The 13661-nt window shown below is 62.5% G+C and carries 14 protein-coding genes and 1 tRNA gene; 7 read left to right on the top strand and 8 right to left on the bottom strand.

Translation table 11 applies throughout. The features are described from left to right. Window positions 1-68: 68 nt before the first annotated feature. From L2Y97_RS02975 to L2Y97_RS03000, 6 genes are all read right to left on the bottom strand, one after another. Entirely contained in the window at window positions 69-1886 is a 1818-nt protein-coding gene (locus tag L2Y97_RS02975) for an SLC13 family permease (protein ID WP_247436663.1), read from the bottom strand. A 279-nt stretch (window positions 1887-2165) separates the two neighbouring features. Further along, window positions 2166-3884, bottom strand: a complete 1719-nt coding sequence (poxB, locus tag L2Y97_RS02980) for a ubiquinone-dependent pyruvate dehydrogenase (protein WP_247436666.1) — start codon at window positions 3882-3884, stop codon at window positions 2166-2168. A 74-nt stretch (window positions 3885-3958) separates the two neighbouring features. Then, complete coding sequence (gene trmB, locus L2Y97_RS02985) at window positions 3959-4675, bottom strand: tRNA (guanosine(46)-N7)-methyltransferase TrmB (protein WP_247432783.1); 717 nt, start codon at window positions 4673-4675, stop codon at window positions 3959-3961. 5 nt (window positions 4676-4680) lie between these two features. Next, complete coding sequence (locus L2Y97_RS02990) at window positions 4681-5481, bottom strand: thiazole synthase (RefSeq protein WP_247432786.1); 801 nt, start codon at window positions 5479-5481, stop codon at window positions 4681-4683. Between the two features lie 27 nt (window positions 5482-5508). After that, window positions 5509-5709 carry a sulfur carrier protein ThiS gene (thiS, locus tag L2Y97_RS02995; RefSeq protein ID WP_247432789.1) on the bottom strand — a complete coding sequence of 67 codons (201 nt, stop codon included), beginning with the start codon at window positions 5707-5709 and terminating at the stop codon, window positions 5509-5511. A 26-nt stretch (window positions 5710-5735) separates the two neighbouring features. Next, complete coding sequence (locus tag L2Y97_RS03000; protein ID WP_247432792.1) at window positions 5736-6491, bottom strand: hypothetical protein; 756 nt, start codon at window positions 6489-6491, stop codon at window positions 5736-5738. 136 nt (window positions 6492-6627) lie between these two features. Here L2Y97_RS03000 and L2Y97_RS03005 point away from each other — a divergent pair. From L2Y97_RS03005 to L2Y97_RS22485, 4 genes are all read left to right on the top strand, one after another. Further along, a tRNA-Gly gene (locus tag L2Y97_RS03005) sits at window positions 6628-6701 on the top strand. An 801-nt stretch (window positions 6702-7502) separates the two neighbouring features. Then, window positions 7503-8087, top strand: a complete 585-nt coding sequence (locus L2Y97_RS03010; RefSeq protein WP_247432795.1) for a hypothetical protein — start codon at window positions 7503-7505, stop codon at window positions 8085-8087. 331 nt (window positions 8088-8418) lie between these two features. After that, entirely contained in the window at window positions 8419-9144 is a 726-nt protein-coding gene (locus tag L2Y97_RS03015) for a DUF6602 domain-containing protein (RefSeq protein ID WP_247432799.1), read from the top strand. 547 nt (window positions 9145-9691) lie between these two features. After that, window positions 9692-9877, top strand: a complete 186-nt coding sequence (locus L2Y97_RS22485) for a YhfG family protein (RefSeq protein WP_425492843.1) — start codon at window positions 9692-9694, stop codon at window positions 9875-9877. Window positions 9878-9933: 56 nt separating this feature from the next. On the opposite strand, the gene L2Y97_RS03020 is transcribed toward L2Y97_RS22485, so the two are convergent. Together L2Y97_RS03020 and L2Y97_RS03025 are read right to left on the bottom strand one after the other, a co-directional pair. Next, window positions 9934-10221 (bottom strand): hypothetical protein, encoded by a 288-nt coding sequence (locus tag L2Y97_RS03020; protein WP_247432802.1) that lies wholly within the window; start codon window positions 10219-10221, stop codon window positions 9934-9936. Between the two features lie 506 nt (window positions 10222-10727). Continuing rightward, window positions 10728-11876: a Fic family protein gene (locus L2Y97_RS03025; protein WP_247432805.1), complete on the bottom strand. Its 1149-nt coding sequence runs from the start codon at window positions 11874-11876 to the stop codon at window positions 10728-10730. Window positions 11877-12120: 244 nt separating this feature from the next. Here L2Y97_RS03025 and L2Y97_RS03030 point away from each other — a divergent pair, with 244 nt between their 5' ends. From L2Y97_RS03030 to L2Y97_RS03040, 3 genes are all read left to right on the top strand, one after another. After that, entirely contained in the window at window positions 12121-12492 is a 372-nt protein-coding gene (locus L2Y97_RS03030; protein ID WP_247432808.1) for a DUF2384 domain-containing protein, read from the top strand. Then, window positions 12489-13010, top strand: coding sequence for an RES family NAD+ phosphorylase (locus L2Y97_RS03035; RefSeq protein WP_247432810.1), 522 nt, complete (start codon window positions 12489-12491; stop codon window positions 13008-13010). The genes L2Y97_RS03030 and L2Y97_RS03035 overlap by 4 nt, the downstream gene beginning before the upstream one ends. A gap of 178 nt (window positions 13011-13188) precedes the next feature. Continuing rightward, a complete protein-coding gene (locus L2Y97_RS03040) occupies window positions 13189-13650 on the top strand; it encodes a YccF domain-containing protein (protein WP_247432813.1) in 462 nt (153 codons plus the stop codon). Window positions 13651-13661: the final 11 nt, after the last annotated feature.

Consider the following 13661-nt stretch of genomic DNA (forward strand, 5'->3'; position numbering starts at 1 on the left):
GCCCTGGCGATGCTTCGCGAAAAGATGTCGCCCACAGGGTGGGCTCCTACGGGGCAGTGCCGCGTGCCTCAGCGGTACATCAGGTTGATGGCCACCAGGGTCACCACTAGCATGAGGATCGTCAGCGGGATACCCACGCGGAGGAAATCCGTGGCGCGGTAGCCGCCGGGGCCGGCCACCATCATCAGCGCCGGGTGGCCCGACGAAAGCAGGAACGTGTTCGAGGACGATACCGCCACGATCAGCGCATAGGCCGAGGGGTTGCCGCCCGTGGTAACCGCCACGCTGATCGCGATCGGCACCATCATCACCGTGGCGCCCACGTTCGACATGACTTGCGAGAAAAGCAGGGTGAGCACGGCGATGGAGAGCTGCAGGGTCCACTGCGGCGCGTGGCCCAGCACCGCCAGTACTTCCTGCGCGATCCAGCTGGCCGTACCCGTGGAATCCATCGACCAGCCCAGCGGAATCAGGCAGGCGGTGACGAAGATGGTCTTCCAGTTGATGGCCTTGTAGGCCTCGTCCATGTTCAGCACGCCGGTGAGCAGCATGCCCACCGCGCCGGTCATCATCGCCACCGACAGGTCCAGGTGGGTGAACAGGGCCAGGCACTTGGCCAGCACGAAGAAGCCGACGGCCTGCCAGATCTTGCCGGGGCGCTGCTCTTCCTTGGGAATATCGGTGACCACGACGATATCGCGGTCTTCCTCGGCCAGCATGAGGTCGCGCCACTTGCTGTGCAGCACCAGCGTGTCGCCCGCACGCAGGGTCACCGCGCGCACGTCCTCGCGGAACACTTCATCGCCACGGTTCACCGCCAGCACCGAGATGCCGAAGCGCTTGCGCAGACGTAGCTCGCCCACGCTTTGCTTGATGAAGCGCGAGCTCGGCGGGATCACGGCCTCGGAAATACCGGCCCGCGTGGTGTTGAACTGCTCGCCCAGCTGGCGCATGCGCATCGAGACGCGGCAGAGCTGGTTGTTGGCGAACGCGTTGATCGCATCCTTGGGGGCCAGCACGCCGAGCACGGTACCCACCCAGATCATCTGGTCCGAAGGCGGTGCCACGCGGCTTTCGTTGCCGTTCTTGATCGCGAGGATAAGCGGGGCGCCATGGAGCTGCTCGACCTCGCCGATGCTCATGCCTACCAGCGGGCTCTCGGCGGTGACGGTGAGCTCGGCGATCTCGCCCGCGATGCCATAGGTATCGGCGAAGTAGCTCTCGGTACGGCCCGGGGTCACCTTCAGGCGCTCATCTTCCCGTTCCGGCAGCAGCTTCTTCGAGAACAGCCAGAAGAAGCCGATGCCGAGCAGGGCCAGGATCAGGCCCACTGGGGTCACGCTGAACAGCCCGAACTTCGGGATGGTGTGTGCGCCGGGGGGCAGGTTGCTGTTGGCGCTGGCGATCAGGTCGTTGAGGACGATCAGCGGCGAGTTCGCGATCAGCGTGGTGTTGGTAGCCGTCAGGATGCAGAAGGCCATGGGCAGCAGCAGCCGCGACATGGGCACGCCCGTGCGGGCGGAGAGGCGCGAGGTCACCGGGATCATCAGGGCCGCGAGGGCCTGGCTGGGGATCACCGCGCTGAACAGGCTGGTGACGCTGTTCACCACCACGCCCAGGCGCGATTCCATGCCACGCGCCATGCGCATGACGAAGGAGGCGGTGAGGTTCAGCACGCCGGCGCGGTCCAGGCCGGCGCCCATGATCATGATGGCGATGATCGCGATAACGGCGTTACCGGCGAAGCCGTTGAATACCTGTTCGCCGGGGATCAGGCCCGTGAGGCCGATGGTGACCACCACCAGCAACGCCACCATATCCGCCCGGATCCACTCCAGCACGAGCATGAGCATGGTGAAGCCCACCAGGCCCAGCACGAGGATCATTTCAGGCGTGAGTGTGAGTGCCACTAGCCGGCAGTCCCGTTCCGGTCGATGGGGGCATGCGGTGGCATCGTTGCGCCAGGCTGCTGTCGATGGCGGATGAGTATACGCGGTAGGGGTGGCTAGAGGCTGAAGCAAACCAGTTTTTCTGCCCAGCGCACGAACCCCGCCAACGTAGGAGCCCACCCTGTGGGCGACATCTTTCGCGATAGCGCCACAGGCCTGTAGCGCCTTCGCGAACAGCGTCGCCCACAGGGTGGGCTCCTACCAGAAGCGGCGCGGTTAGCGGCTCAGGTTGGAAACGGCCAGGTCCACGATGGTGTCCCCGCGCCCGCTCATCACCGCCTTCAGCGCATACAGGCTGAAACCCTTCACCTGCTCGGCGCTGATCTTGGGTGGCATGGAAAGCTCCAGGCGGTTGCTCACCACATCGAGCAGGGCCGGGCCTTCGTGCGAGAGCACTTCGGCAATGGCCGCGGGCAGGTCCGAGGCCCGGGTCACCCGGCGGCCGTGGATGCCCATGGCGTTGGCCATCGCCGCGAAATCCGGGTTACGCAGCTCGACCCCGGTTTCGACCAGGCCGGCTGCCTTCATCTCCAGCTCCACGAAGCCCAGCGTGCCGTTGTTGAGCACGATGATCTTCACGGGCAGCTTCTCCTGGGCTAGCGTGATGAAGTCGCCCATCATCATGGTGAAGCCACCATCGCCCGAGAGCGAGACCACCTGCCTGTCGGGGAAGGCAGCCTGGATACCGATGGCCTGCGGCATCGCATTGGCCATGGAGCCGTGCACGAAGGAGCCGACCAGCCGGCGCTTGCCATTCATCTTGAGGTAGCGGGCCGCCCAGATCGTGGGCGTGCCCACATCCACGGTGAACACCGCATCGTCCTCGGCCAGCTCGCTCACCAGGTGGGTGACCTGCTGCGGATGGATCAGGTCATGGCCTTCGCGGATCGCGGCCAGTTCATCCAGGTCCTCGCGGGTGCGGGCGTAATGGGCCAGGCAACGATCGAGATGCCCGCGCACGCGCTTGGGCTCGATGCGCGGGAGCAGGGCACGCAGGGTTTCGCCCACATCACCCACCACGCCGAGGTCCAGGCGGCAGCGGCGGCCGAGGTTGGCCGGGCGGATGTCCACCTGCGCGATCTTCGCGTCTTCGGGGTAGAACTGACGGTAGGGGAAGTCGGTGCCCAGTATCAGTAGCGTGTCGCAATCCTCCATCGCGTGGTAGCCGGAGCTGAAACCGATCAGGCCGGTCATGCCCACGTCGAACGGGTTGTCGTACTCCACGTACTCCTTGCCGCCGAGCGCATGCACGATCGGCGACTTGAGCGCATCGGCGAGCGCGATCAGTTCGGCGTGCGCACCGGCAGTACCGCGGCCGCACAGCAACGTGACACGCTTGCCGGCGTTGAGCAGCGCCGCGAGTGCATCGAGTTCGCGCTCTGCGGGGATGACCTTGGGCGCGGGCGGCAGCAGCCCGGCGACCGGTGTCACCTTCTTCACCACAGCCTTCTTCATGGCCACGTCGCCCGGGATGACGACCACGGCCACGCCACGCTGGCCCACGGCCGCGCGAATGGCGGAATCGAGCACGTGTGGCATCTGCGCCGGATCCGAGACCATCTCGCAGTACACGCTGCACTCGCGGAACAGCTCGGTGGGGTGGGTTTCCTGGAAATAACCGCTGCCGATCTCGGCACTGGGAATATGCGCGGCGATCGCCAGCACCGGCGTGCGCGTGCGGTGGCAATCGAACAGGCCGTTGATGAGGTGCAGGTTGCCGGGGCCGCAACTGCCCGCGCAGACGGCGAGCTCACCAGTGAGCTGGGCTTCGCCACCGGCGGCGAACGCGGCGGCTTCTTCATGGCGAACGTGCACCCAATCGATGTGCTGGCGCTCGCGGAGGGCTTCGGTGATGGCGTTGAGGCTATCGCCGACCACGCCGTAGATGCGGCGTACGCCGGCCTGTTCGAGGGTTTCTGCGAACAGGTCGGCCAGGGTGGAAATGGACATGCGGGGCTCCGTGGGGGACACGAAGCCCGATGATGCCGATTTCTGGATCTACGGCTTGTCTAACCGTGCCATTCGTAGAGGAAATCCCAGACGCCATGGCCAAGACGGATGCCGCGGCGCTCGAAATGGGTCTCGATGCGCCATTCGGGACGCTCGGCCGTGGCGCCCGGGCCCACGCGGTTACGCCAACCGGGTGCGGCTTCCATCACCTCGCGCATGTGCTCGGCGTAGGCTTCCCAATCGGTGGCCAGGTGCAGCAGGCCACCGGGTGCCATGCGCGAGGCAAGCAGCGCCACGAAGGCCGGCTGCACGATGCGGCGCTTGTTGTGCTTCTTCTTGTGCCACGGGTCCGGGAACCAGATGCGCACTTCGGAGAGGCTGCCGGGAGGAATCTCGTTTTCCAGTACTTCGACGGCATCGTGCTTGTACAGGCGCACGTTGCTCGCATCGCGTGCGGCCAGCGCGTTCATCAGGCGGCCCACGCCGGGGCCGTGTACTTCGACGCCAATGTAGTCGCGTGCGAGGTCGTGCTCGGAGGCCCAGGCCAGCGCCTCGCCGTTGCCGAAGCCGATCTCGAGCACGCGTGGTGCTTCGCGGCCAAACGTGGCGGGCAGGTCGCGGGCCTCGGCTTTGTAATCAAGGCCAAAGCGCGCCCAGTGGTCATCGAACGCGCGCTGCTGCGCCGGGGTCATGCGGCCTTCGCGCAGTACGAAGCTGCGGATGCGGCGGTGGAACGGGGCGTCGTCGCCCGTGGTGTTGTCGTTGTCGTGGGCCATGCTGCTTAACCGACCAGTCCTTCCACCGGGCTCGATGCCGAGGCGAAACGCTTGCGCGGAATACGGCCGGCGCGGAACGCCGCACGGCCTGCTTCCACGGCCAGCTTCATCGCGTGCGCCATCAGCACAGGATCTTTTGCACCGGCGATAGCGGTGTTCATCAGCACGCCGTCGCAACCCAGTTCCATCGCGATGGAGGCATCTGAGGCGGTACCGACGCCCGCATCGACGATGACCGGGACCTTGGCGTTCTCGACGATCTCGAGCAGGTTGTAGCGGTTCTGGATGCCCAGGCCCGAGCCGATCGGTGCGGCCAGCGGCATGATCGCGGCGCAACCGATCTCTTCCAGGCGGCGGGCCAGGATCGGGTCATCGGAGGTGTAGACCATGACATCGAAGCCATCGGCCACGAGTTTTTCGGCGGCGACCAGGGTCTGCACCACATCGGGGTAGAGCGTGCGCTGGTCGCCCAGCACTTCGAGCTTCACCAGGTTGTGCCCATCCAGCAGCTCGCGGGCCAGGCGGCAGGTGCGCACGGCCTCGTCGGCGGTATAGCAGCCGGCAGTGTTGGGCAGCAGGGTGAAGCGATCCGGCGGCAAGGCCTCCAGCAGGTTCGGCTGGCTGGCATCCTGGCCGATGTTCACGCGGCGGATGGCCAGGGTGACGATCTGCGCGCCGGCGGCGTCAGTGGCGCGGCGGGTCTCGTCAAAATCCTTGTACTTGCCGGTACCGGTGAGCAGGCGCGAGTGGAAGGTGCGGCCTGCGACGATCAGCGGGTCGTCGCCAGCGGGGGAGAAGTGGTTCATGCGGGGTCTTCCGTCGAAGGGCGCGGCTTAGCCGCCGCCGATGGCATGGACGATTTCCACCTTGTCGCCCTCGGCGAGCAGGTGGGTGGCGTGCGCGCTGCGCGGCACGATCTCGAGGTTCACCTCGACGGCCACGCGTTTACCCGCGTAGCCCGCCGCGTCGAGCAGGGACGATATCGAGGTGCCAGGCGCGCAATCGCGCGCATCGCCATTAAGGGTGATGTGCATCCGCCCATTGTAGCCGCAGGGGCTGGCTAGTACCCACGCCCCCGGCCGGGCTGGGGCGTGCTGGCGCCGCGCGGGATCTGTGGCGGCGGACCGGAGCCGGGCTGCTGGTAGAGCGGGACGCTGCTCTGGCCGCTGCCGGGGGAGTAGGGGCGCGGCGGGGGCTCCATGACCACAGGTCGGACGCCGTTGTTGCCGTGGCCGTAGCCGTTGTTCCCGTACCCGTTGCCGCCGTAACCATTGTTCCAGCCGCCCCGGCCCTGGTCGCGGCCGTTGTTGTCGCGCACGGGGGCGACGTTGAAGCGGGTGTTGTCACGGTTGGGGTTGGAGGTGCCGCCCACGACCACCGTATTGCCGGGGTTGGGGCGGCCGTTGCCGCCATCGTGGTCGTGGCCATGGCCGTTGTCGTGGCCGTTACCGGGACGGCCACCGCCGGGGTAGCCGCCATGGCCGGGATAGCCGCCGCCCGGGTAGTTCCCCGCGCCGGGATAGCCACCGTAGTAGCCGCCACCGCCGTAATAGCCGCCGTCGACGTAGGCGCCGCCCACCTGGGAGCTTGAGGAATCGTAGTTGCCGGTCGTGACCTGGCCGCCGACATAGAGCTTCGCCGGGGTGGGCAACGTACCGGTGCTGACCGTTTCACGGCGCTCAGGCGCGCTGGGGCCTGCGATATAGCTCACGCCTGGCTTCGGCATGTTGGCCGTGGAAACCGTCCGCGACTGCGCCAGCGCCGATCCGGCCCCGAGCGTAAGCACAACGGCGATGGATAACGTGGAAAGGCGCATGGCGGCGGTCCTCGTAAGAATTCCCCGGCACGATTATGCGCCCGGGCCGTGCGCCCGGCGTGAGGCGATTCTGGCCCGTTCAGTCGGCCGCCACCTTTCCCCTGGGCTGCATGTCGTATTAACATCGCGGCTCGATGCGGGTGTAGCTCAATGGTAGAGCTGTAGCTTCCCAAGCTACTGACGAGGGTTCGATTCCCTTCACCCGCTCCATTTTGGGAGGCCGTTGTCTCTCATCCTGGTTATGAGGCTCCCTAGCCGATGGGAGGAGCCGCCCACCAATGTACGTTGGTCTAGCAATCGCTAGGTAAGAGGACTCGGACCCGATTTATCTGGTTCAAAAAATGGCCCTCAAGGGCTTTCTTCTTTTCCTCGATCGACATCACAGCTGAACTCTCAGCGCCGTGCTGTGACCGTGGCTAGGGCGACTTATGTGCCAAAACCGTCGTCCGCCGCAACGGCGGGTGAACGGAAGTGGCTGGTGGCAGCGGTCCTGAGTGTTGGGGGCAATGGCGCTTCAGCCGCACGCCACTCATCACTCGGTCTTTCGCTCCCGAGGCAACGGAGGCAGCAGACACATGACATGGGTCATCAAGCGGACTCCCCGAGCATCAGGCGTTCCACGCGCTGTGCTTCGGTAGCCAACAGGGCACGAAGCCCATCGATGTCGAGGCGCTCCCCTCTATCAGGATGATCCCAGTGCCGCTCACGTCCAACGGTTACGAGCAAGCCCCCCCGCCTTGCGCTCATCCAGCCGTAAATACTTCTTGACCAACTGCTTGTTGATGGTGTCCCGCAAGTCGCGACCAAGACGGTTGACGTCAGTCGGGCGCTGGCCTGCGCCGGGTCGCCGTTTTCGCTTTCAGTTGTCCGAATCCGTGTGGCGATTGAGACACCCGACTAGGGACCATTCGCCTAAAGTGCAACAGCACCACACATGGCATGGCTTTCCGTACGGGGTCCTGTGCAGTCAGGTGAAGTATGAGGGCGGATCGGATGCCAAGGGGTTACCCGTTGTGTCTTCTAAAAGTGGTGTTTGTCGCCGCAAGCGCCCTCTCATTCGTGGGATGCGCCACGAACCTGGGTCCGATCACACCGGGCAATTTGCGCGTCATTGCTGGATCGGAGATTCCTCTGGCCGACCGCGCCGACATGCATAGCCGCAAAGACAATGAGGCGTGGATGCTGCTGACGTTCTCCAGCGACGACAACTATTTGGATGTTGCGGCAGGCAAGCAGATGCACGTCTCCGTGAACGAGTCACTGTGCACCGACGGGCACCTAGTTCGAGACATTATGTCGTCATCCCTCCTTGCAGGGCCGCCTCCCCCGTCGCTGGTCAGTGACGTCTCGGCGGCGACTGTGAGGCCAAGACGCCACGTTTATTACACCTACTTCGCCATGGCCGCCCCCAAACGCGCGGCTGTGGGTGCTGATCCCGGGCCGGCGGAAGGGTATGACCTTCACAGCGAGACCCGTGACCTATGCATTCAAGTCCGTGGTGGCAACATGATCGGCATGACGGTCGAGTCTGGCATTGCCGTGTTCGCAAACGCTTCGGTACGAGGTGTGGTGGTGTCGAATCATTCGTCGCCGTGAGGCACGATGGTTGGCGCGCTGAGCGTTTGGCTTCGAGCGGCGACTGGCTGTTACCCGGTTTGCCCAGCCAGCACCTCGCTGGACATGACGCAGGCCGCGGAGCGGGTCCGGGGATGCCCACTGTCGTTCGATCGCAAGAGTCGCCTTCAGAGCCGGCTGCCTTAGGGTCGATCGCCTTTGGAAGTAACAGGCATGGTGCTTTGAGGTTCCCCTCTAATGCGTTCGTGTTTGGCGATATGGGTTGTCTAGTCGCTATGCATTGGTGTTTGGACACCTTGTGAAATTGACTGTACCTCGACCCGTGACTAGCCAGCGCTCCCAAGGATGCAACGTGGCAAAGCAGAAAAAGCTCCTAGTTAACTACGCCGATGGCGCTCTTGATGCGCTTCGTGCGCAGTATCAAATGACCAAGGTGATTTCGCATAGCGTCACCGCTGGGGCCGCGCGTGAGGCGGTACTTCGTGATTTTCTGGTCGCTCACTTACCGAATATGTCTACCGCAATGAGTGGCGTTATTTTCGATGCTAACGATCGCTTCTCCAAGCAACAAGACATCGTATTTGTACTTAAGTCGTTTCCACGTCTCCCGTTTGTCAGTGGCAGTGATCTGATCTACGTAGAGGGCGTTATCGCGACCATCGAAGTGAAGACGGTCATCACAGCGGCCGACTGGAGAAGAACGATTGGCCCAAACATAGCCTCGGTACGGGCCTTGACGCCAAGTAGTAAGGATTCGGCGGTCATGGGAGATCTCGGCTTTAGCTGGGATGAAAGTCAGATCTTTAGTGCTGTCGTGACGTATGGTGGATCATCGCTTCAGAGCATCCAGGGTGCGATCCTGATGCGTCCGGAGGTGGAGTGGCCTGACGTTTATTTAGACCTCGGTCAGGGTATGTTGGTGCGCAGGACCAGCGGCCTGATTCCAGGCGAGGACGGCGCTGCATTCGTAACATTGGCGGATCCGGCGGTGGCCTTTGCGCATTTCCTCATCTTTCTTACACGCATCACGAGCCGTTTGACGCTGCGAGACGTTGAGTGGGGAGACTATCTCTATTGACGTTGCGCGGTCGCAAGCCGAAGTCGTCGCTTAGAACACCCTTGGATCAAGAGTTCGGCATCGATTACGACCGATGGAAAGCTTCAAGGCTAGGCTCACGGCTACTCAGCGCGAGGTTGGGGGCGCGGCGCAATGAAGTGGATCGGCATGCGTCACACTACGTGAATTCGTATCGAACAATGATTCGTAGTGTCATCTCAGAAGCGTGATGCCCGCAGGCGTTGGTTACCGGGCTGCCACCATAAGTCGGAGCGAGATTGTAGGTATCACATTGATGCTATTGACGAAAAGTGCTTAGCGACGTGCGAGTTGAAGCTCTGAGCAATGGATCGACATGATTAAACGTCGATTGCCGGTTGCAACCGTCCCATGGCATCCGATACAAAGGGGTGTCACGGGCTGCCACACGACCTCATTAGAGGAGTGCAAAGGGCGGCCCTTTTCCTTCTGACGGATCGTCTCGCCATGGCTCTTCCGTAGTTCAACTTTAGGCGATCGCGTCGCCGTGGATCTCTTCTTACGAGAGCGCCTTCTTATGACTTCAACGATGGCCGAGAGGCGCGCTTACTACGCCAGGGTTCGTGGCGCCAACTACATGAGAAGCCTTCAGTTAGAGGGCTTCGTGCCATCGATAAGTCCTGTCATCGATGCCGTAGACAATATGGATGCGCGGAGGCCTTCGTCGCCGTATCCCGATCGAATCACCGACCTGATCGAAAATAGCTCCGACTGAGCGTCAAGGCTACGCGGGCCTGCTCTGTGCTGCTTGCCCGCGTGCGTACATTCCGTTCAGGGCGTTGCAGACGAGGTGGTGCGGCCACGTAACGCATGCAATTGCGCATGCGCTTCGCTAACGAGATGCAACGCTGCCTGCGTCATCGCGGAAATGGCATCCAGTGATAGCGACATCTGCCTGCAATCGACGCTATCCGCTTCGTGTACGAGGTCGGACAGGGTGGCGGTGACGCCACGTGAGTATTGAAGCCATTCGGTGGCTTCGTTTAGAAGCTCGTGCGGCGAGGGTTCATTGTCTTCCGATTCTGTAGATCGGTTGGAGGTCATCATGAACTCGTTCATGCTCATTTCCTTTTCGGAGCCAACCGCGCTCTAACGTGGCACGACAGTCAACACGACCTGCCGTGCCACGGACCATAGGATCGCGGGTTCACCGGCTGCCCTATCCAGGCGCCGGGCGGCTTGATTGATGAAGTGGTTTGCAGCGACATCCGCCCGTGAGGCTTGCCAGGCGTTATGCCTGCCTCATTCGATCAAGAATTGCCTCAAAACGGCGGTCGCAGCGGTTCTTCAACCGCGCCTGCGGATTATGCAGACGGCCCGTTAACCGGTGAGGTGTCGCCGGGGGGATCCGGCGGGCGGACGAGTACCGTATGATCAGGGACAGCCACTATCGACTCCACTTCAGTTGGTTGTGGTTAGCAGGCCAGGCGGTGCGCTAACACCTCTGGCCTGCGACTCTCACCGCCGTGGCGGTGGTTGCTCGCGTAGCGCTAAGGGCGGAGGCGCGAGCAACGAGATGACCGTAGCAAATCGCGATCACCTTGTCTGTAGGGCTGCGGCGCGTCTTACTCTCGCAGCAAGTCGACGTAACGCTTGTACTCGAACCGCTGTGCGCGTGGCTTGCCCGTGGTTTCGCGGAGGACATCGATGCTACGTAGCACTTCGATCGCCTTTGATGCTGTCGGGTGGGATACGTCGAGCGCCTGCACCGCGCGATCTACCGTGAGTTTGGGCATCGTAGGAAGTAACTCAAAAAGACGTAACGTCACCAGAGTGCCGGTGCCATTCGCCAGGAGGCGTTTGCGGTCTTCCGCGATCAGTGCGGCGATGGCGACGATGTTCCTTTGGGCATCTTCGGCCGCCGCCTCGACACCTTCGAGAAAGAAGGACACCCATCCTTCCCAGTCGCCGTCGCGCCGAACGGCAGTAAGGCGATCGTAGTAGGTGCGCTGATTCGCCTTCAGATAGCCGGACACGTAAAGCAGCGGCTCCGGTAGAAGCTTCCACTCTTCGAGCAGCATGGCGATCAGCAATCGGCCGATGCGGCCATTGCCATCCAGGAACGGATGGATGGTCTCGAACTGCGCGTGCACGAGCGCTGTTCGGACCAAGGGCGGGAGCGTGGGGGATGGCGCATGGATGTACCGCTCCAGGTCGCTGAGTGCGCCGGGAACCTCGTTAGCCGGTGGCGGTACGAAGCTCGCGTTCCCCGGGCGTGTGCCGCCGATCCAGTTCTGACTGGTCCTGATGGCACCTGGTTGCTTCGTTGCGCCGCGAACACCGGACATCAGCACGCGGTGGGCCTCTGTGAGCAGGCGAAGCGACAAGGACAGGCCCTTCGGATCGGCGAGCTGAGCGCGTGCGGATCTAACGGCTCGAATGTAGTTGGCAACCTCCTCGGCGTGTTCGGCGCTGGGTACTTTGATGCCCGCCTCCACATCAAGGATATCGGTAAGAGTTACCTGGATACCTTCGAGTTGAGAGGTCAGAAGTGCCTCCTTTCGGATGGCGCTGTAGGTGATCCATTCGCTGGATGCCGCGAAGCCACTCAAGGCCGAGAGGCGAGCCAGGGCCAGCTCGGCGCAGCGATTCCGTTCGACGTAGGCATTCGCATCGAGCACTGGATCCTCCGGAGGGAGCGCTAGCGGTACGAATGCTCGGACGTTCTCGTCGCCTGCTGTGGTCGTCACGTAGGTTCCGGTCGCGCGAGCCATGGGTGATTCCTCCGGAATGGTCGGCTCTTATGAAAGAGCTCTTACATTAAGGCCGGTCTTATGAAAGAGATCTTACATAAGGACGTTCGGATGAACGCGTCAGGTTGTAACCCTCTGATTTCTCGCACCACGCAGCCGGTTGAGCTGTAACCATCGCGCGCCCCTTGCAGCGGATGGATGGGCGAAACTTGCTCTTGGCTGCGTAGGAGGTGCATAATAAGTGCATGAACGATGCGAGGTCGCCATGGTCGCCGTGTTCCAACCGCCGTTGATCGAGCGTTTCCGCGAGTCGGATACTCCGTACCTTTCGCCTGCCAAGGTGGGGGAGTTTTTTGGGTTCCGGGTGCAGGAGCTGGCTGAGCGGGCCCATGTCCACCGAAATACGCCTACGTCGCGCCCGCAGGCTCCTCAACTCCAGAAATATCTGCAGGACATGGTTCGCGTTCTGGCGGCGGCAGCCGAGATGACTGGTGACATTGACCGCGCGGCATTTCTTGTCCGTAACGAGCCACTTCGCGCGTTCGGCTACAAGACGGCCGACATGCTGATCCAGGACGGCAGGACCGACGACGTTATTGGATATCTTGAATCGATGGCAGGTGGTGCTGCTGGATGATCATTGCAAACGTCGGAGCAGGATCGCTCCTTGCGTGCTATCGCGTCATAGCTCCGCGCTACGCGACCACGCCACGTTCAGGGATGGGGGCCGCCCGGAAGGGTGGGCGCTTCAATCGGCCAGGTCAGGAAGCGCTTTATCTCGCTCTCGATGAAGCCACTGCTCTGGCGGAATACAAGCAGGACAATCCCTGGCTGCCTCCGGGCACGATTTGTACGTTCTTCCTGAACAATATGAATCTCGCCGATCTGAGCGCGGGCTATGAAGCAGCGCATTGGCCACCTCTTTGGGCGGACTTTGCTATCGATTGGCGAAGCGAGTGGTTCGGCAGTCATGTTGAGCCGCCCACTTGGTACATGTCTGATGACGTTGTCGCGGCCGGTCTGGACGGCATCATCTTCCCATCTCAAGCGCATCCGGGAGGACGGAACCTCGTCGTCTACCGAAGTTCTGAGCGCCCGGCATCTGACTTACAGGTTTACGACCCCGCGGGTGTCCTACAAACGATAACCCTCTAGTCCGATGATCTGGTCGCGTTGTGAATCGGGCCGATGACGAACGACCAAAAGGTCTCGGATGTGCGGCAAGCCCTCGTGGGAATGAGTGTTGGCTTTGTTGCCGGTCCTAGGCCTTCCAGCACTGTCTCCCCTGGCGCGATCTAAGTAATTTCTCACCCGGGTAAACAGGGAGTACACCATGAGAATGCTTTTCAACCTGCTGTGGTTTGTCTTGGGTGGCTTTGTGATGGGTGTGGGCTGGTGGCTTGCCGGCCTGCTGTGCATGATCACGATCGTGGGTATCCCCTGGGCACGCGCCTGCTTCGTGATTGGCCAGTTCGCCTTCTTCCCGTTTGGTAAGGAAGCGATCAACCGGGCGGAGTACTCCGGTCGCCACGACATCGGGACCAGCGGACTAGGCTTTATCGGCAACGTAGTCTGGTTTCTGTTCGCCGGCCTGTGGCTCGCGATCGGTCATGTAATGTCGGCGATTGCGTGCTGCATCACCATCATCGGTATTCCGTTCGGCATTCAGCACCTGAAGCTCGCCGGCATCGCGCTGGCGCCGATCGGCAAGACGATCGTCAGCGTGGAGATGGCGGACGCATCGCGCCGCTACAACGCGCAGGCGGCGGTATCGCGTATGCGCGGTGGATTCTGATCGCGCAGCAC

Origin of the sequence: Luteibacter aegosomatissinici (assembly GCF_023078495.1) — a bacterium.
GTDB classification, from domain to species: domain Bacteria; phylum Pseudomonadota; class Gammaproteobacteria; order Xanthomonadales; family Rhodanobacteraceae; genus Luteibacter; species Luteibacter aegosomatissinici.